Raw genomic sequence first — 19,768 nt, 5'->3', positions numbered from 1 at the left:
ACTTATGGGCTTACAACACTCTTTTTATCTCCATTAAAAAGTGCCGAAAAATCAGTATTACAAACACGTTGAACCGCTGGATGTTGGATCATTCGTTCTGCAAAAATCGCGTAGTACTCTTCTTTTACAGTGTCGAGCATCCCAATCTCTTCGATATTACTATGAGCGAAAGTTTCATCGGTATACAGTGAAGGTGCAACAAAAATAGCATTATAATTTAATCCAAATGCTTTCATTAATGCCGCATCATCAAACTCTCCCAATATTTCCACTTGCAGATTTTTATTGCGTATCCACGTTAATAAATGGCGACCTAACATATATCGACGACCTGGAATGAGTAGTTTTCGCTCTTCTAAGCATTCAGGAAATGGTTTTTCAGGAAGTGGGTGACTGCAAAAAAAGCTCATATTACATTCACCGAGTTTTACAGAAAATAAACCTTCTTGCTGAGAAGAATCGACCGGGCAATCTGATAAAATCATATCCAGTTTATGCTGACTTAATTGTTCTAATAATAATTCATGCGTTGATTCAAAACAGCGCAGGTGGATTTGCTCATGATCAATCACAGCTGTTTCCAATATGCGGCTAACTAGTTGTTTAGATAATGCATCTGCGACACCGACATCAAATAATAAGCTCGATTCACGACTATAGTTGACGATATCCAGCATTTCTTGACTTAGCATAAACATTTTATCAGCATAACGGAAAATAAGTTGCCCCAATTCTGAAGGAACCAGTCCCCTTCCTTGGCGTTTAAACAACTTACCACCTAATCTTTCTTCTAATGCTTTAATCTGCCCTGTAATTGTCTGAGGTGTCAGATACAGGGCTTCTGCTGCACCTACAACAGAGCCTTCTTTACACACATGCCAAAAATAATAAAGATGGTTAAAATTGAGATGTGACACCCGCATAGTTATCTTCCTTTCAACTTCTGTGATCTAGACACAGACTATGTAATAACGCATTAGTTTGCGATTGGCTTTCCTTGCATCCAATCCTCATAAAAACACCTACGGCACAATACACTGTATTGCACCGTAGGTTTAAATATATTGCTCGGTATTTATTGTGTTGAGAAACTCAAATCCGTAATAAATTTCCTTATATTGACTTCGTTTTTAACTTCGGTAAAACAGAACGAAGCAACAAATATCCCACAATAGCAGCTATCGTTGAACCTACTAAAATACCAAGCTTAGAGTAGGTATTATAAGCTTCATCTGCACCATCAAAAGCTAATCCTGCGATAAAGATAGACATAGTAAAACCGATACCACAGAGCACAGATACTGCAAATATTTGTTTAAGATTAATCGCATCTGGTAATTTTGCAATGCCTAGTTTTACCGAAACCCAACTAAAGAGGAAAATTCCGATCGGCTTACCTAAAAATAGGCCTAATGCGATACCTAATGGTAATGCTGATAACATACCATCCAATGTCACTCCATTTAAGGATACCCCTGCATTACTAAATGCAAACAGTGGCAAAATTAAATAAGCAACCCAAGGGTGTAGCACATGCTCTAATTCCTCAGAAGGTGAATCACCTTCATTATTTCTTAATGGGATAAGGAACCCGACGATGACACCCGCAATGGTGGCATGAATGCCTGATTTTAAAATACACACCCACAAAATAAATCCAAGAACCAAATAAGCTGCGGTATTACCAACTTTACGCCAATTCATTAGGCCTAGAGTAATAACAATCACCCCAGCCAAAGCCAACGGCATCAATGCAATACTCTTTGAATAAAAGAGTGCAATAATCACAATAACGCCTAGGTCATCGATAATCGCCAAAGCTAATAAGAAAACTTTTAACTCAACAGGGACACGTTTACCTAATAGCGCCATAACGCCCAATGCAAATGCAATATCCGTTGCCGCCGGAATAGCCCAACCTTGTTGCCCAACAGCATCTGTATGATTGAACATGAGATAAACTAATGCAGGCGCTAACATCCCTCCCACAGCAGCAATTGCAGGAAAAATAGCTCTATCACGTTGAGCTAAAGAACCTTCTTTTAACTCGCGTTTAACTTCTAATCCAACCACTAAAAAGAAAATAGCCATTAAGGCATCATTTACCCAAAGCAAGAGTGGCTTATCAAGTTCGAATGCACCAAACTTGATCATGATAGGAATAGATAAAAACTCATTATACAAAGCACTTAGAGGTGTATTCGCCATAATCAATGCGATAATAGCAGCAATAATCAGAAGAATACCGCCTGATGCCTCTAATCTCAAAAATTGTCTAATAATTGCCGTCATAATATTAACCTCAAGATTACTAATCTTGTTAATAATATGCTAACCATGAATTCGTAAAAAACAGTTTATTTATGGATAACAGCTCGGATTATTCGAATTAAATAGGAAATATTAAGAGAAACAAGATAGGTAGTCGAAATTAATCAATATTATTTCCCAATAGAGAAAATAAAAAATAATTAAATTAATTAAATTTAATCTATTGATAAATAGCTAATATTTTAACAAATAAGTAAAAATAGGCATCTAATTGAATAAATACTCCCAACTGATAAAATAGAGCAAATAGACTAATTTTCAACCACGCCAAACAATACCCTTTCTCTCTTTTTTATTTACAGCATCCTAAGATTATAAGAAAAAAGAAAATGTTATATATTTCACTATTTAACCATTGTGCTATGGTTTTATAAAAATAATTTTCGCTTTTGTACTAAGGCTTCTATCAATATGTCGATTACCATTTTTGTTGCCGTACTATTTGCCGCTGTCTTCCATGCATGTTGGAATGCATTAGTCAAAGTCGGCAGTGATCGATTTCTAGGGATCTCGTTACTGACCTTTTTTTCAGGTATTGTAACAATCCCCGCGCTGTTTTTGGTTGGATTACCTGATATAGGTGCATGGAAATGGCTTATTCTTTCCGTCCTATTTCATATTGGTTACACACTCTCTTTAAGCCGATGTTATACCTTGGCAGACTTTAACCAGATCTACCCAATTTCTCGTGGTAGTGCACCATTAATGACCGCAGTTCTTGGTTTTTTTCTTTTTCATGAAACACTCCCCATTACTGGATTAATCGGTATTCTATTGATTATTTTAGGTATTATCCTTATTTCACGTAGCCGAAAAATAGCAACACTGAATTTGCGTAAAGATGCGCTCTTTTTTGCGCTCCTTACTGCATTATTTACCGCAAGTTATACTCTATCTGATGGTAATGGATCCCGTGTGGGTGAAACACCTTTTGCTTATATTTTGTGGCTCTTCTTTTTAAATGGTATTGCGATGTATTTACTGGCATGGCTTCGTTATCGCCAGTACTTAAAAACCAAAATAAAAGATTATTGGAAGCCCGCGTTTTTAGGTGGTGTCATGCAATTAGTCAGTTATGGCATTGTAATTTGGGCAATGAGTCATGCCTCTATTGTGCTTGTCGCGGCATTAAGAGAAACCAGTGTACTATTTGCCATGGTCTTATCTGTTTATTTGCTAAAAGAGCAATTTAACCGTAAACAACTCTTAGCGTGCTTAGTCATTTTAACGGGGATTGTCGCCATCAAGATGGGATAATATTGAGCCATATTAAAATAAAAAGGCCCGATGATAAATACTGTCATCAGGCCTTTTTGAAAGGGGGAATAAAAATTATTTGGTTAAATCATCAAAGAATTTTTTCACACCATCTAGGAAGCTTTTAGAGCGCGGTGTATTTTTCTCACCACTTTTACCACCAAATGATTCACCAAGTTGTTCCATTAACTCTTTTTGTTTCTCATTGAGTTTAACCGGTGTTTCAACAACAACACGGCACATCAAATCACCGACAGTGCTACTACGTACTGACTTGACGCCTTTACCTTTCATACGGAACATTTTGCCCGTTTGAGTTTCTGCTGGGATTTTAAGTTTTACACGGCCATCCAGTGTAGGAACTTCAATTTCGCCTCCCAAAGCCGCAATCGCAAAGTTAATCGGAACTTCACAATACAGGTTATTGCCATCACGCTCAAAAATATGATGTTGGCGAACATGAACCTGTACATATAAATCGCCTGCTGGTGCACCATTTTCACCTGCTTCACCTTCACCACTTAAGCGAATGCGATCACCCGTATCAACGCCAGCTGGAATTTTAACAGACAGGGTTTTATAACGCTCGACACGACCATCACCATGACATTTAGAGCAAGGCTCTTTAATCACTTTACCTCGACCATGACACGTTGGACATGCTTGTTGTACAGTGAAGAAGCCTTGACGTAAATGAACCTGACCCGCACCATGACAGGTAGAGCATGTTTCAGCTGATGTACCTTCTTTAGCACCGCTACCATGGCATTTGTCACATGTTTCTAGTGTAGGTATACGAATTTCTTTGGTAATACCACGAACAGCTTCTTCAAGCGTTAAGTCCATGTTGTATTGTAAGTCAGACCCTCGTGATGCACGTTGTTGACGGCGACCACCACCAAAAATATCACCAAAAACATCACCGAAAATATCACCAAAGTCAGCGCCACCACCGAAACCACCACCACCTTGGCCACCAAACCCGCCTTGCTCAAAGGCTGCATGGCCATATTGATCGTAAGCAGCACGTTTCTGTGCATCACTTAAAATTTCGTAGGCTTCTTTGATTTCTTTAAATTTTGATTCTGACTCTTTATCACCCTGATTACGGTCTGGGTGATATTTCATTGCTAAACGCTTATATGCACGTTTAATTTCTTTTTCGTCGGCACTTTTACTTAAACCGAGTACTTCGTAAAAATCTCTTTTCGCCATTCTAGATTACCCTTGACATAAGCACACGGGCGTTGAGTTTCCTCGACGCCCGTGTTCGGTATCAGTAACTATTCACAGGTGAGTTACCGTGGCCCGTTAAGGGCATTATTTCTTGTCTTTACCGTCAACTTCTTCAAACTCTGCATCGACAACATCATCATCTTTCTTCGCACTCGCCTCTGCGTCAGCAGCATTACCTGCAGCACCCGCTTGTGCTTGTTGTTGTGCAATTTCTAACAGCTTTTCAGAAGCTTCAACTAATGCTTTAATTTTTGCTTCGATAGCGTCTTTATCTTCGCCTTTAGAAGCTATTTCTAACTCGCTTACCGCTTTTTCGATAGCTTCTTTATCGTTCGCTGGTAATTTATCACCAGCTTCTTCAATTTGTTTACGAGTACCGTGAACTAATTGGTCAGCTTGGTTACGAGTTTGCACTAATTCTTCAAACTTACGGTCAGCTTCTGCGTTCGCTTCTGCATCACGTACCATTTTTTGGATTTCTTCTTCATTTAAACCAGAAGAAGCTTTAATGGTGATGTTTTGCTCACGTCCACTGTTTTTATCTTTAGCTGATACATGCAAAATACCATCAGCATCAATATCAAAAGTTACTTCAATTTGTGGCATACCGCGTGGTGCTGCTTGAATACCATCTAAGTTAAACTGACCCAGCGATTTGTTATCGCTCGCACGTTTACGTTCACCTTGTAATACATGAATAGTTACTGCAGATTGATTATCTTCTGCGGTAGAGAACACTTGGCTATGTTTAGTTGGGATTGTGGTATTTTTCGCAATCAGAGAAGTCATTACTCCCCCCATTGTTTCGATACCTAAAGACAGTGGAGTTACGTCAAGTAACAGAACGTCTTTAACATCACCGGCTAATACACCACCTTGAACAGCCGCCCCCATTGCAACCGCTTCATCTGGGTTAACATCCTTACGTGGCTCTTTACCAAAGAAATCAGCAACGGTTTTTTGAACCATTGGCATACGAGTTTGACCACCAACCAGGATAACGTCGTTAATTTCGCTAACTTTCAAGCCTGCATCTTCTAAAGCAACACGTACTGGCTCCATTGAGCGTTTCACTAAATCTTCAACTAAAGATTCTAGTTTTGCACGAGTTACTTTGATATTTAAGTGTTTAGGGCCTGTTGCATCAGCAGTAACATACGGCAAGTTAACATCTGTTTGTTGTGCTGAAGATAATTCAATTTTCGCTTTTTCAGCAGATTCTTTCAGACGTTGCATTGCTAATGGATCGTTACGCAGATCAATGCCTTGTTCTTTTTTAAATTCATCAACTAAGTAGTTGATTAAACGGCTATCGAAGTCTTCACCACCTAAATGAGTATCACCATTAGTTGACAGAACTTCATAGGTTTTTTCGCCATCTACTTCATCAATTTCAATGATAGAGATATCGAATGTACCACCACCTAAGTCGTAAACAGCGATAGTGCGGTTGCCTACTTCACGATCTAAGCCGTAAGCCAGAGCTGCCGCAGTTGGTTCGTTGATAATACGTTTAACTTCAAGACCGGCGATACGCCCCGCATCTTTAGTTGCTTGACGTTGAGCATCGTTAAAGTAAGCAGGAACAGTAATAACGGCTTCTGTAATTGTTTCACCTAAATAGTCTTCTGCTGTTTTCTTCATTTTCTTCAGGACTTCAGCAGATACTTGTGGTGGAGCCATTTTATCGTTACGTGCTTCAATCCACGCATCACCGTTATCAGCTTTTACAATTTTGTAAGGCATGATAGCAACGTCACGCTGAACTTCACTATCTTCGAAGCGACGACCAATTAAACGTTTGATGGCAAATAAAGTATTTTGTGGGTTAGTCACAGCCTGACGTTTTGCTGGTTGACCAACTAAGATTTCACCATCTTGTGCATATGCAACGATTGAAGGTGTTGTGCGGTCACCTTCAGCGTTTTCAATAACCCGGGCATTTTTGCCATCCATTACAGCAACACAAGAGTTAGTTGTACCCAGGTCAATACCAATAATTTTACCCATTTAAACGCCTCCAAAGAGAATTCTTTATCAATTTGACTACCAATCTATATGAGGATGAATATTCATTTTTCAAGTCACAAATTAATAGACTTATTACAACATCATCTCAAAGCGGATATAAAATCAACGCAACTCAAGAGTGGTAATTGCAGTTGAAAAGAAGATGGGGTCATAAATACATTCATCAAGGGGAATCATGAAAAAAAATGCAAAAAATGCGAAAAAAATAGGTTAAACAAGCCTCAATAAACAAAAACGGTTTATTTATCAATACATTACTTCAAAAATAAATAATATCATAACGAATTAATACAATTGACTGAAGATTAGACTCAAAATAGAACCACAATACATTGATAACAAAGTATTTTTTAAAAAAAAAGCACTAGGAAAAAGGGATTAAATAGAAATGAGGTTATTTTTGTACTACTTGAATATAGTATGAATTCTATCCACTCATACAAACAAACAGTTAGAATAACCTCTTAAATTATTTAGGCAGAAGTAGAACGACGGGCTGATTTTGGTCTAAATGCGGTAACAATATTTTCGTTTGTTTCAATGTAAGGACCATCTAACAATTGGATACAATAAGGCACGCTTGCAAAAATGCCACTCACAATGACTTTACCGTCACTGTCTTTTAACCCTTCCAGCGTTTCTGCAATCGCTTTAGGTTGTCCAGGTAAGTTTAAAATTAATGCTTGGTTACGTATAACACCAACTTGCCGAGACAAAATCGCTGTTGGTACAAATTTCAGACTAATTTGACGCATTTGTTCGCCAAAACCAGGCATCTCTCTATCTGCAATAGCCAAAGTCGCATCAGGCGTAACATCACGGCGAGCAGGGCCCGTTCCACCGGTTGTAAGGACTAAATGGCAACCCGATTCATCAACAAGTTCACAAAGTGTTTGCTCAATCATTAATTGCTCATCCGGGATCAACCGAGATTCGATATGAAAAGGCGTTGTTAACGCAGCTTTTAGCCAAGCCTCTAAAGCGGGTAGACCTTTATCTTCATAAACCCCACTTGATGCGCGATCAGAAACAGAAACTAACCCTATGCGTAATTCATTCATATCAACCTCAATTAATCAATGACCATCTAACTTACGCGCAGATATTACCATGAGAACACAAGAGAATTAAAAACAATCTCAATATATTACTGATGTTTAATATTTGATTATTGAGAATGGATAATAAAAAATGATAAAGATCTATATTTATTTATCGTTAGCTAAATATAGAAAAAGGGAGCATAAGCTCCCCCTCTTTAATCTTGAATAATACTAATTAATATTACTCATCAATATATTTAGCAATATAAGACGCAGCTAAACTTTTTGCTTCAGCTAATTGTGCTGCATTTAATGCACGAGCGGTGCGTTTTAGCATCGCTTCATCACCATCACCATTTTCAACGGCAACAGAGAACCATGCATAAGCTTCTTTCAGATCACGTTTAACGCCTTTGCCATAGTAATAATTTAACGCAAGGTTATTTTGCGCAAGACCATTACCTTGAATAGCTGATTTTCTGTACCACTCAACAGCTTTACGTGCATCTTTAGCCACACCATCGCCTTCATCGTACATCACACCTAAGTTATTTTGTGCGTCACGATTACCTTGGTTTGCAGCCTTGGTGTACCAAAAAACAGCTTTAGTGCCGTTACGTTCAACTCCTTCACCATCATCATAAGAGACAGCAAGATTGTATTGTGCATCAGAGTGGCCTTGTTCTGCTGCTTTTGTATACCAAACAACCGCTTTTTCATGATCTTGTGCTACACCAATACCTTCATCATAAGAGATACCGAGGTTGTATTGTGCATCACTATCACCTTGCTCACCGGCTTTAGTGTACCAATATACTGCTTTCTCATGATCTTGCTCTACACCATCACCATCATCATAAGAAACAGCTAGGTTATATTGTGCTAAAGAAACGCCTTGAACCGCAGCTTTGTTATACCAGTAAACCGCTTTTTCTGCATCACGCTCAATCTCATCGCTCATATCATACATAAGCGCTAAGTTTAACTGTGCTTCAGCATGGCCTTGTTCAGCAGCTTTGGTATACCATTCCAACGCTTTTTGTGCATCTTGTTCAACACCTTCACCATTCTCATATTTTACGCCCAATTGATATTGAGATGCTGAGTTTCCACTTTCAGCACTTTTTTCAATTGCAGGTAAAGAGAACGCGGTTTTACTCTCTGCCATTGTAGCGCCACTAAGAAATAACGATGCAAGTACCGTTGCCAAGACAATCTTTTTCATAATTCACCAATAATAAATAGAGTATTTTAATAATATATTTTTATAATTATTACTGGATAAATAATATATTCCAATCAATTTAATCTTAAAATTTTCTTAAATGTTATTTTGAGAAGAAAAAAATGAAAATACCCACCTATAAAAGATGGGTATTTAAGATTTTTATAAGAATTTAACGACGAATTATAATAAATCCGCAATCATTTTCTCTAATTTTTCCTGATCGACAGCAAATTTACGAATACCATCAGATAATTTATCTACTGCCATTGGGTCTGCATTATGTTCCCAATAGAATTGAGCTTCAGTGATAGCCTCTGGACGTGCTTTCACTTCACCTTTATAAGATAATTTATGTTCAACTTCGCCTTCAGCTTCTGATAATTCTTTTAGCAGTGCTGGCGCGATAGTTAAGCGGTCACAACCGGCTAATTCTAAAATCTCACCTATATTACGGAAGCTTGCGCCCATAACTACTGTGTTATAACCGTGTTGTTTGTAATAGTTATAGATTTCAGTAACAGAAATCACACCCGGATCTTCAGCAGGGGCAAATTCTTTTTTATCTGTATTGGCTTTATACCAATCCATGATACGACCAACAAATGGAGAAATCAGGTAAACACCTGCTTCAGCACATGCACGCGCTTGAGCGAAAGAGAACAGTAAAGTCAGATTACAGTTGATACCTTCTTTTTCTAATTGCTCTGCGGCACGAATTCCCTGCCAAGTAGATGCTAATTTGATAAGAATACGGTCGTTACTAATACCTGCATCGTTATACAGCTTCATTAAATGACGCGCTTTTTCGATACATGCTTGAGTATCATAAGACAGACGTGCATCCACTTCTGTCGAGATACGGCCAGGGATCAGTTTTAAAATTTCTAAGCCAATATTTACTGCCAGCTTGTCACAAGCATCAACGATTTGTTGTTCACGTGAATTGCTTTGTGAGCGAGCCCATTCAATCGCTTCATCAATTAATTTACGATATTCAGGAATTTGAGCTGCATTTAAAATTAAAGATGGGTTGGTAGTTGCGTCTTGAGGCTGATACAGTTTCATTGCTGCAATGTCGCCAGTGTCAGCAACAACGGTTGTCAGTTTACGCAAAGAAGTCAATTTGTTGGTCATTTTGTTTATCTCATCTACTAGGTAAATCTGTTTGCAGTCACCTGCGGATATCTATTGATAATAACATGGACTGCTCACACTACAAGACGCTTAAATTCATACAAAGCAATTATTTGAATGCCAAACGTTTTCGCGAAACAAAAACGGAAAAAAACAGAAGAATACCGCAAGCTGAATCGTTTAAATTATCGGTTTTTACCTCAAATAAGAGAAACCATTGTTTTTTCCTATCACTATAATTTAGCCTATTATCGACAGAATTTGTTATATTCGATCAATATTAAAATAGCCAATTGAGGGAATTATGCTAATTACTATTTCACCAGCGAAAACACTGGACTTCGAATCGCCTTTAGCAACAACGCATTTCACCCAACCTGAATTGCTAAAATATTCCCAGCAACTTATCGAAGAGTGTCGAAAGTTATCTTCAAGTGATATTGCAAGCTTGATGAAAATAAGCGATAAACTCGCCGGATTAAATGCAGCTCGTTTCGGTGAGTGGCAACCTAATTTCACACCAGAAAATGCACGCCAAGCCATTTTAGCATTTAAAGGTGATGTTTATACGGGAATGCAAGCTGAGCTTTTTTCTGAAGATAATTTTCAATTTGCTCAACAACATTTGCGCATACTTTCAGGTTTATATGGTGTATTGCGGCCTCTTGATTTAATGCAACCTTATCGCCTTGAAATGGGAGTAAAACTAAAAAATAAAAAAGGTAGGGATTTATACCAGTTTTGGGGAAACACCATTACAGAAACGCTAAATAAAGCTCTTGAAGAACAAGGTGATAACATTTTAATTAATTTAGCGTCTGATGAATATTTTAAATCAGTTAACCCACAAAAACTCAATGCAGAGATTATTAAACCCGTTTTTCTTGATGAAAAAAATGGCAAATTTAAAGTTATTAGCTTTTATGCTAAAAAAGCTCGCGGATTAATGAGCCGTTTTATTATTCAAGAAAAGCTCACTAATAAAACACAACTTAAAGAATTTGATTTAGAGGGTTATCAGTTTAATGCAGCCGCATCAGAAGGCAACACCTTAGTATTTAAACGCGCTGAATCACTCGTCAAATAAAAATATTTATCTTTAGTTATCAACAATAAAAGCAGCACTAAAATAAGTGCTGTTTTTTATATTAAGGATCACAAATGTTTTGTTACTAACGGTAAAGGTGACCATGTAGGTGATGGAACAAATTCACTGCCTTGCATTATTGTCAGTTGTTGCTCATTAAATTGAGCCATTTCTTGAATAATAACCGCAAGAGACGCCTCAGACAGTATACTTTGCTTTTCAATAACCGTTACGGATCGATTAATCTCATTTGGCTTCTTTTTTACAGTTAAAACAAACTGATTATCCTGAGTTTTATACTGCATATCATCCCCTACTTGAAAAGCAGTAAGTCTCTCATGTTCAGATAATCCGGAAATAAAAAGGTGACTGTGATTTCCCTCATCATAAACAATAACTTCACCATGACGTTTTTTCACAATATAAACATTATTGCCAGCCCCACCACTTAAATAGTCATTACCAAACTCAGAGATTAATAAATCATTCCCGCTCCCAGCACTGAGATTATCATTACCTTCTCTTGCAATTAAAATATGATGTCCATGATTCACTACAATATGATCATCTCCTGCCCCCGCATCTATGACAGAACTATTTTTATTATGATTAACAACGATATCATTCCCATCCATAAGATAGAGAACTGACAATAAGTCTATCGCTTGACTTTGCTCCTCTTGCAAGGTGACGGGAATAGGCATTAATTGAGAGTCAAAAGGATAAAGAGAATAGGCAGATAATGCCTCTTTATTTAAGGCTAGTGATTCAGGGATCATCAGTACATTATCTTCTGTATTCATCGCTAAATTTAAATCAGTAATAGGTATAAGCAAACGTTGCATACTTTCTTTGGTTGGAAGAGTAAAAATAATATTATCTTTATCAATAAAACGAAGATTCATACCCGATCCAAAAATAGCGTTAATACTCGACGGCTCAAAAAACAGTTTTAAGTGTGAGTCTGGATGATAACGATGTGATAAAATACCGTCACTAAATATCAAATCAAAACCACTAATATCGGATAAAAAGAAATTACTAGTATCGTGCTGAGATAATATGTCTATCTGTTTAGAAAATGAAAGACTGATAGTGTCATTTTTATCCGAAACTAAAAATGTTCTAATTTGATAACTATCATTGCCTGCACTTAACGTAATAAACGAATTCTTTGTAATACCAACATATTGATTATCTTGATTATTTCCCAGAATAGTAAATTGTAAATTTTCACCTGAAGAAAATCCACTATATTGTAATTGTGGCAATAAATTAATTTTTTTAGTCTTATTAGGGTATGAAATTAGCAAGGAATGAGTTTCATCATCTATATATAAAGATTGAAGCTCTTCTTTATTATTACTATATTTATCTATATAACTAAATTTATATAATATATTATTTTCAATGGTTTTATTTTCATTCGCTGTCAAGATAAAACCATCCATTGTAGTTAAAGTATATCGATGAGCTAATAAATTATTTTCCTTTTCATTATAAACATTTTTTAGTGTTATTAAATGAAAAATAGTCTCATTATTTCTATTTCCATCATTAACTTTAATATAAAAAACAATATCTTTCCCATAACGTCGAATAGAGTATATTTCATCAAAATTATAATTTAACCTTACAATACTAGATTGCAATTCACTTTTTTCATTAATAATAGTTTCAAACTGAACATTGTAATTTTTTTCTAACGATGATCTTAAAATAATATAACTATCATTTCCTTCGCCACCTTCAGCATATCCCTCCTGTAATACTAAAGTATCATTTCCTTCTAACCCATATAATAAATCAGTACCACCACCTCCATCTAAATAATTATCTTCTTGATTACCATAAATAGTGTCATTGCCTATTTCACTTCCTATGACATTTTCAATACTGTCTAAGTAAGCAATAACTTTTTGAGTTTGTAATACGATGTTAGGCATAGAATCAACTAATTGCTTAGAGTAAAGGCGCCCGTTCTCTTGATAGAGAAAAAGCTTAGAATGAAAATTTTGGCTATTTGTTTCTTCTGCTGATTTTTTAAATTTAACATAATTATCTAATAAACTCACTTCATAACCAGTATATTTATTTGTTGTTTTAATAATACGAAGTGTGTCACATCCCTCTCGTCCATAAAAACGACTGGCATAAAGAGGTGAATCTGAAGTAAATAAATTGAATATATCACTTTTATTTCCTCCACTTATTCTTTTCGTTCCATTATAAATATCGAAGTTATTTTGAGTATTTGAAGGGGCAGCAATAATATCATCACCATTATAAGTATTAAAATAGAAAGCGTCGTATTCACTCCAATCTGATTTATAATATTTTTTATATTGGTTAACTTTTATTAAATTTTCAGCAATCCTTTCTTCACCCAGTAGAAGAATACTATTTTCTCGTGTTGTTTTTATTTTTCTAAAAAAGTCACTCTCAACGATATCATCAAAAATAGGTGAATCATTATCAGAAATAATATCTATAGAATAACGCTTCAATTCATTAATATAAAAATCCATATCAAAAATAAGTATTTCATTTGTAGCTATAGCTTCTTTAGGAATATAATATTTATATTCTGTTTTTTCCAAACGAAAATGATAAGAGAGTGCAGCTATTTTCTCTGCTTCTTTTTGGCTCATGTTTAATGATATTCGCTGAGCAACATACTCACCAAGCGGATTTAAAATTGAATCTAATGTTTTTCCCATTAAATTAGGAATAACTTTATAATAATAATATTCTTGATATATTTGTTTTTCATTAGTATAAAAATAACGAGCAGAATCAGATTGTTTTTTTATTTCATCAAGATAATTAATCGCATTTTTATCAATCATTAATTCTAATTGCGCTTCCGTTTCCAAATAAATAATTTCATTTTTTTTATCCGGAATAAGATCTCCCATCAAAAATGCATAAAAGCCATTATTGAGTTCTTCAAATGGCGTAAAATGCACTTTTGTTTTTGATTCTTCAATTAGTCTTACTGCTGTATAAATTGAGGTTGCTAAAGCAATAACAGCACCAGCAACAATACCAATGGGGCCTGCAATAGTAGAGCCTGCGAGCATAGCAATAGAAACCCCCAATGTTACCAATCCAGATACTACAGCCAAAGAGCCATTGACAATATAATCAATACGTTGTTTTTCATTAGGCGCATCTGAAATTCGACTAAAATTATCGTAAACATTATAAATATCAAATCCAATAGAAAGCATATTAAGACCGACACCAACTCTAGTACTTATTTTATTGATATATTCTAATGGATTATGACGATATTTTAATAATCCTTTAGCCAAAGCTATTTCAATTATTTCAGAAAGACCATTGTAAGCCATTTCAGACCACATAATAGCAAGATTATGAATAATTTCTTTACGTTCTTTTGCTACTAATAGTGGATTATTAAGCTGTTCAGCAAGCATAAATGTAGCATTAATAGATTGCCACGTGCTAAAAGTAATATTTGAGTAACCAATTTTACTAATTATTCGCATATGGCGAGGAATATTTAATGAGAACTGCCTCAAAGTATCCCAATCATTATGATCATATTTTTTATTATCTAGATTAATAATTTCAGACAATCTTTCAGAGGCTACTAGATAATCAATTCTATTTGTATCGCTAGAAAGAAGATATTTAATTTTATCTTTTTTATTATTTAATAGAAACTTTAAAATAGAAATGACTTTCTTATCTTCTTCAGTTCCAGAAAGTGACAAAAAATAATCATTAAAACAAGATGGATCAAATGTTAATTTTTCTTCCCATTTATCGATAGTACTTAATGAAATTAAATCTATTTTTTTACCATCTATTTTTGCTCCTAGATGAATTAATAGCATTTTATCAAAAGAAAGATTATTTATTTTTACTATTTCTTTATTTTTATTAGATAAAATATTATTACTATTATTTAGATAATCTAAAATATTTAAATGACTTATCTTGTCAATTGCTTTGGCAGGCGACAATCCCTCAAATACGTTTTTATCACTATCTGTATAAATCATACATTGAAGCTTAGTAATTAAATATTTATAGTTTTCAAATGTAGAAATTCCATCTAATAATACTCTATATAAAATACCCTTTCTCTTTTCATCAAAAAATGAAGAAAGTAATTTTTCTGATAATAAACTTAAATTTTTTATTAAACTTGGATTGTCATATATTGCATGAATCAGTTCAATTGCTCTATTTGCTTTTTCAGTTAATGTTGAATTATCAGCTTCATATTGGTGATTTAAAAATACATGGTCAAAAGAAATTTCACCCATTAAATATTTATTAAATTCTCTATTAATTAATGGATCATATATTACTTGTATAAACTGACTTTTGATCATATTTTCATCAGCGACTCTAAAAATAGCTGATAACGATTCTGGATATATTAAATAGGCATCATGTATAGAAATATTATTATTAATAATTTTATCACTTAGATCTCTTAATACCTCTCTATGCTGTTCATTATTAATAATATCTACTTTCTTAATTAACGTTCCAATTTCTTCAATTGTAAGATCATAACGATTTATTTGAATATAGTTAAAAATATCTGCTATAGTTATATTATCTGAATAATCATATATTAAGGTTTTAATATCTTTTCGATAGCCTTTTTTAAATTCAATATTATCACGATAACTAGGATATAACTCAGAAACAAATTGATAAACATCTTTAGTTAAATGTTTATTTTCTATTTTTAATTTTTCCTCTGATGAAATAGATGTAATATCTTTATATTCCGCTTCAGGCGTAATAAAATTAGACAATGTTACATTCGTTAACAACGGCTTATCAATATAATTTCTTTCCGTAACGGGCTTAATAATAACATGCTCTTTTGAGAGCGATATCGTATTATTACTAATTTTATAAATAGGCATATTTAATCGTTGAGCAATGCCTTCAATAAAAAAATCACCGTATTGATAACTTAACAACTTCTCTTTTTTAGCAAAAATTATTGTTCTTTCATTAAAAAACTGATTTTCTATAATAATATTATATAAGGATTCAACCTCATTTTTTTGTCTAATAAACGATTGATTAAAAAGATTTTGCTTTTGATTTCCTGTTACAGTAACACGTATTCTATTTTTTAAGCAATAATCTAAAAACTGACTTATTTCTGGCTTATTATCTAAGTAGAGTGCTAACTCTTCACTTTTAACTCCATTATAAAAGTATATTATAATATCATCTTGATAACAATAATCTATATTATCAACAATAATATTGTCTATTATTTTACCCGTCAGAGTCGAATTTTCAGAAAATAAGAATTTAAAATTTTCATCATCATCATCAAATAATAAATAGCTACAATCTATTTTATTTTTATTTTGCCATAATGATTTTTCTAAAAGAACATATGGATTATCTTCATGAATATAGAAATCCTTTAGATGGTATCCATAATTTTTTTCTCTATAATGATTAAGAAAATAATTTTCTAACTGACCTATTTCATGAATAATCATTTTATTATTAAATTGCTGGTTTATAAAAAAATCAAAAAATAAATCATGATAAGATCCTAACCTATTATTTCTTTTTAAATCTATTTCATTCTTAATTAAATCAAGTAACTTATTTACATATTTGTTGTTTTTATACTCTAATAGATTTTTATAATTATCTTTTAGATGTAGTTTGTTGTGATCTTCTATCAATAATGTATTTTTTAATTCAGGAATATCTATTCCTTTAATTATCTCATTTAAATATTGGTAGTTTTCTTTAAATTCAATAGTATAATCATATCCATAAACGCCCATATTTCTATTTTTATCCGATAATAAATAAGGGCTTTCAATGATATTATCATAAATAAAGTTACTAATACCCCTTGTACCTTCATTAATTTCATTAAGCATTAATTGATAAAGTTTTGCAGCAACTAAACTATTTTTTTCAGCTAGTGCTATCAAATTATTTTTTCCATAAATAAACTCATCATAAAATAATTTATTCTCTAGTTTATCTTTTACTTTACTCAATATACTTTTAAGTGAGATATTTTTATTATTCTGATTAAAAATACCAATTTTATTAATAAGAGAAAAGCTTGAAACTAGTTTATCAAAATATATATTCCCATTTAACCCATTTATTAAAGAAATTATCTCATTTAATAAAACTATTTTATTCCCTTTTAATAGGTAGCTATTAATCTTAATTAATTCAGGATAGTATGTATCACTAAACTCTATATATCCCTTACCTTTCCTTATGTCTTGAAAAGAACCAAATTCAACTTCTTCGATATCAAAATCGTCATTATCATATTTATTTAAAATAATCTTACTTGCTTCACTATTTTCTATTATTTGCTCAAGATGATTTTTTATTAAATAAACACCGTCATCAACATTTGAATTTTTCACAATGACTTCTACTATTTTACTCTCTATTTTAAGCTCGACAACAAGCCCCACTTGTTCACTATAATGAATAACACGCCCAACAATATTATCATTGAAAGGTAATGCAAAACCTATCTTCTTTATATTTTCAGCAACTCCCTTATTTATCTCTATATTATTATAGTCCCATGCACTTCGGTAATTTGAAGTTTCTCTTCTTTTATATTCATCAAAAATAATATATTTTTTATTATCAACTTCATGAGATCCATAAAAATCCATTTTACTCGCCAAAACTTCATTTATAGATGAAATACTAGAATGCTCTAGTAATTCACTATTAGAATCAAACAAGGAAAATTTATGATTACTTTCAGAATATTTTTTGTACGAAATAGCAATCGCATGATCTTTAAAAGCAATAATAGCATAATAATCATCATAATTTTTCATAACATATTCTAAGTGTTCATTTATTTTATCTTTATCAAACACTATTTTTTTTATATGTGATTTTTTTAGTCCTCTATCCTCTAATATTTTGCTAAATTCAGTCGAATTTAATGAGTCAAAAATAAAATATTGTGCTTTTTCACTTAATCTCTCCATTTGAAAATGTTGAGACAATATAATATTCTTAATTTCTTTGATTAGATTTAATATTTCATATTCTTGTATACCACTAAATATAATAGAATCAAATTTATCAGCTATGACTTCAATTTTATCTTGATAAGAACGTATATTTTCTTTTAACCAGAATAAATATTTGTTTCCTCCTTCTAGACCATTATTTCTAACTTCAACTAAATAATTCAAACTCAGGCCATAACATAACCCAGCAAGAGTATGAATATGACTAAAATCATAATTAGTTTCTGTGGAAGTAATTAGATTAACTCGACTCATTACTCTTTCTAGTGGTTTTAATAGATCAATATATTGTGAAAAAATTTTTATACTATTATTTTTCATTTTAGTAATAAACCAACCTGTACCAACTTTATAAAGTAAATGTTCTCCACTGTCTGTTATCTGAGCATATTTAGATTTTGCAATTGTAAATGCTTCTTCTATATCATCGACATAAATATGCAGTACCTTTTCTGTCTTATTTAGTTTATCCCTAATAATAAAGATATTTTTATAAGAATAACTCTCATTAAGTTCGATGCTGATATCTTTATTAATAGTTATCTGTTTTTTTATTTTAATATCATTGATAATTTCTCTAATAATATCTTTATTACTTACTTTCCAACTTTGAGTTAGATTAAAATAACCAATATATTCTCTCTTATTATAAAATCGATAATGTAAGAAACTATTATTATCTTTATTTTTTATAACCTCATTAATTTTATTAATGAGGTTATTTTTATCATAAAAGAACTCAACATTCCCATCAAAATCAATAATACTAAAATTATGACTTTCATTATCTATTTGTATAAATAATTTTCCATTTTCTAACGTAAGGTAATAATCACCAGATAAATTATGGCGCATTAATAAATTTAGTTTTTCTTTTTGTATTTTATTAGGTTCTCTCCCTGCTAATTTTGCACTATTAAAAAACAAATTTTCTATACTTGAATTAATTTCTTTTTTAATAAAATCAAGACCTTTAGTAAATTCATTTTTATTATAGAGTAAAAAATTATTATTTATATTTTCTATAAATTCATTTGCCGCATACTCATTTTGAGAAATAAAAATGGATATATAGTTTTCAATTAAAACTCTTTTTACTGAATTAAGAGAAAAGAATAACTCTTTATTATTTTCTTTTATATGACATTCTATTTTTAATACAATTTTATTTATATCATCATTAAATGCAATTTTTTTGAATCCATTCATATTTAATTTCCTTATTTTATAAAATTAAGCTATTAGAAATAAACTATATAAATTAATTTTTATTTATTTTAAATGCTTATTTTCTTATTTTTAATAAAAAAATAGCCCAATACTTTATTGGGCTATTTAATTAAATATAAATTTAATTATTTAAAGT

10 protein-coding genes are annotated in these 19,768 nt (G+C 32.7%); 2 read left to right on the top strand and 8 right to left on the bottom strand.

Annotated features, from left to right (window positions below; all coding sequences use genetic code 11):
- Positions 1–2: 2 nt before the first annotated feature.
- Positions 3–923, bottom strand: coding sequence for a transcriptional activator NhaR (nhaR, locus tag GWI97_RS03030; RefSeq protein ID WP_036932977.1), 921 nt, complete (start codon positions 921–923; stop codon positions 3–5).
- A gap of 190 nt (positions 924–1,113) precedes the next feature.
- On the bottom strand, positions 1,114–2,292 hold the full coding sequence (nhaA, locus tag GWI97_RS03025; protein WP_036932978.1) for a Na+/H+ antiporter NhaA: 1,179 nt from the start codon (positions 2,290–2,292) through the stop codon (positions 1,114–1,116).
- 450 nt (positions 2,293–2,742) lie between these two features.
- Here nhaA and GWI97_RS03020 point away from each other — a divergent pair, with 450 nt between their 5' ends.
- Positions 2,743–3,588: a DMT family transporter gene (locus GWI97_RS03020; RefSeq protein ID WP_087802944.1), complete on the top strand. Its 846-nt coding sequence runs from the start codon at positions 2,743–2,745 to the stop codon at positions 3,586–3,588.
- A 75-nt stretch (positions 3,589–3,663) separates the two neighbouring features.
- On the opposite strand, the gene dnaJ is transcribed toward GWI97_RS03020, so the two are convergent.
- The 5 genes from dnaJ to tal all read right to left on the bottom strand — a co-directional run bounded on the left by dnaJ (position 3,664) and on the right by tal (position 10,260).
- Positions 3,664–4,803 carry a molecular chaperone DnaJ gene (gene dnaJ, locus GWI97_RS03015; protein WP_036932979.1) on the bottom strand — a complete coding sequence of 380 codons (1,140 nt, stop codon included), beginning with the start codon at positions 4,801–4,803 and terminating at the stop codon, positions 3,664–3,666.
- A gap of 105 nt (positions 4,804–4,908) precedes the next feature.
- Positions 4,909–6,834: a molecular chaperone DnaK gene (gene dnaK / locus GWI97_RS03010; RefSeq protein ID WP_036932980.1), complete on the bottom strand. Its 1,926-nt coding sequence runs from the start codon at positions 6,832–6,834 to the stop codon at positions 4,909–4,911.
- A 494-nt stretch (positions 6,835–7,328) separates the two neighbouring features.
- Complete coding sequence (gene mog / locus GWI97_RS03005; protein ID WP_036932982.1) at positions 7,329–7,916, bottom strand: molybdopterin adenylyltransferase; 588 nt, start codon at positions 7,914–7,916, stop codon at positions 7,329–7,331.
- Positions 7,917–8,139: 223 nt separating this feature from the next.
- Complete coding sequence (locus GWI97_RS03000; protein ID WP_036932983.1) at positions 8,140–9,123, bottom strand: tetratricopeptide repeat protein; 984 nt, start codon at positions 9,121–9,123, stop codon at positions 8,140–8,142.
- Between the two features lie 183 nt (positions 9,124–9,306).
- The gene (tal, locus tag GWI97_RS02995) at positions 9,307–10,260 is read right to left on the bottom strand and encodes a transaldolase (RefSeq protein WP_036932984.1); all 954 of its coding nucleotides are present in this window, start codon (positions 10,258–10,260) and stop codon (positions 9,307–9,309) included.
- Between the two features lie 304 nt (positions 10,261–10,564).
- On the opposite strand from tal, the gene yaaA reads away from it, so the two are divergent.
- Positions 10,565–11,347: a peroxide stress protein YaaA gene (gene yaaA, locus GWI97_RS02990; RefSeq protein WP_036932985.1), complete on the top strand. Its 783-nt coding sequence runs from the start codon at positions 10,565–10,567 to the stop codon at positions 11,345–11,347.
- Between the two features lie 68 nt (positions 11,348–11,415).
- Here the strand turns inward: yaaA and GWI97_RS02985 are convergent, their stop codons facing one another.
- Positions 11,416–19,611: an RTX toxin gene (locus GWI97_RS02985; protein WP_161751835.1), complete on the bottom strand. Its 8,196-nt coding sequence runs from the start codon at positions 19,609–19,611 to the stop codon at positions 11,416–11,418.
- Positions 19,612–19,768 lie beyond the last annotated feature (157 nt).

Source organism: Proteus sp. G2300, assembly GCF_009915965.1.
Taxonomy (GTDB): Bacteria; Pseudomonadota; Gammaproteobacteria; order Enterobacterales; family Enterobacteriaceae; genus Proteus; species Proteus vulgaris.
This window is presented reverse-complemented; position numbering and strand designations above follow the sequence as displayed.